Source organism: Leisingera sp. F5 (assembly GCF_001593695.1).
The window spans coordinates 1-1536 of the sequence record NZ_LUKH01000868.1 but is presented as its reverse complement, the minus strand read 5'-3'; the positions used below and the strand labels follow the sequence as shown (position 1 = coordinate 1536).

The 1536-nt window shown below is 63.8% G+C and carries 1 protein-coding gene and 1 pseudogene; both read left to right on the top strand.

The genetic code is table 11. From position 1 onward, the window contains the following. The coding region (gene folP, locus A2I95_RS36905) for a dihydropteroate synthase (protein WP_291737443.1) at window positions 1-725 on the top strand (725 nt) is incomplete at its 5' end. A 22-nt stretch (window positions 726-747) separates the two neighbouring features. Next, window positions 748-1536 (top strand): annotated as a pseudogene (locus A2I95_RS36900) (phosphoglucosamine mutase); the annotation flags it as partial.

Genomic DNA, 1536 nt, shown 5'->3' with positions numbered 1-1536 from the left:
CCGGTGTCGAGGCCGGCAAGGCGGCAGCCCTGCGGATGGTGGAGGAGGGCGCCGCGATCATCGACGTCGGCGGCGAATCCACCCGCCCGGGCGCCGAAGAGGTTTCCGAGGCCGAGGAAATAGACCGCACCGCGCCGGTAATCGCCGCAATCCGGGCGGCCAGCCCGGTGCCGGTCTCCATTGATACCCGCAAGGCCACCGTGGGCATGGAAGCGCTGGAGGCGGGGGCGAACCTGTTGAATGATGTCTCCGGGTTCACTTTCGATCCGGCGCTGGCGCCGTTGGCGGCCCAGGCCAGCGTGCCGGTCTGCATCATGCATGCGCAGGGCGATCCGGCCACCATGCAAGAGGCTCCGCATTACGCCAATGTGCTGCTGGACGTCTATGATTTCCTGAGCGATCAGATCGACCGGTTGGAAGCCATCGGGGTGGTCCGCGAACAGATCGTCATTGATCCCGGCATCGGCTTTGGCAAGACGCAGGTGCATAATCTGACGCTTTTGCGCAATCTCAGCCTGTTCCACGGGCTTGGCTGCCCTATCTTGCTGGGCGTGTCCCGCAAGGGGTTCATAGGCAAAATCGGCAAGGAGCCGCGCGCTGATGCCCGTGCGCCGGGCTCAATTGCCGTAGGGCTTGCGGCCCTGGGGCAAGGCGTGCAATTCCTGCGGGTGCATGACGTTGCTGAAACGGTTCAGGCCCTGCGACTTTGGCAGGCCGTCCGCTGAGGCTTTTGGCAGGAAAAGCATAATGCGTAAACTCTTTGGCACTGATGGCGTGCGCGGCACTGCCAATACCCATCCCATGACCGCCGAGATGGCGCTGCGCATCGGCGCTGCAGTCGGACGTTACTTCCGGCGTGATGGCACTGGCGTGCACCGGGTGGTGATCGGCAAGGACACCCGGCTGTCCGGCTACATGTTTGAGAACGCATTGACGGCTGGGCTGACTTCGACCGGTATGAATGTGCTGCTTTTGGGTCCGGTGCCGACGCCCGCGGTGGGGCTGATGACCCGTTCGATGCGGGCCGACCTGGGGGTGATGATCTCGGCTAGCCACAACCCTTCCGAGGACAACGGCATCAAGTTCTTCGGCCCTGACGGGTTCAAACTGTCGGACAGCGCCGAGATGGAGATCGAAGCCCTTATCGATGCGGGGGTAGAACCCGCGCAGGCTGCCAATATCGGCCGCGCCAAGCGGATCGATGATGCCCGTTTCCGTTACGGTGAGCGGGTCAAAAGCTCTCTGCCGCGCAACCTTGGCCTCAACGGGCTGAAGGTGGTGATCGATTGCGCCAATGGTGCGGCCCACCGGGCAGCGCCTGAGGTCCTGTGGGAGCTGGGCGCCGAGGTTATTCCGGTCGGCGTGTCCCCGGACGGGTTGAACATCAACCGCGGCTGCGGCTCGACACAGCCGCAGACTGCAGCTGAGGCGGTTGTGGCGCATGGCGCCCATGTTGGCATTTGTCTGGATGGCGATGCTGACCGGGTGATCATGATCGACGAAACCGGCACGGTGGCCGATGGCGATCAGCTGATG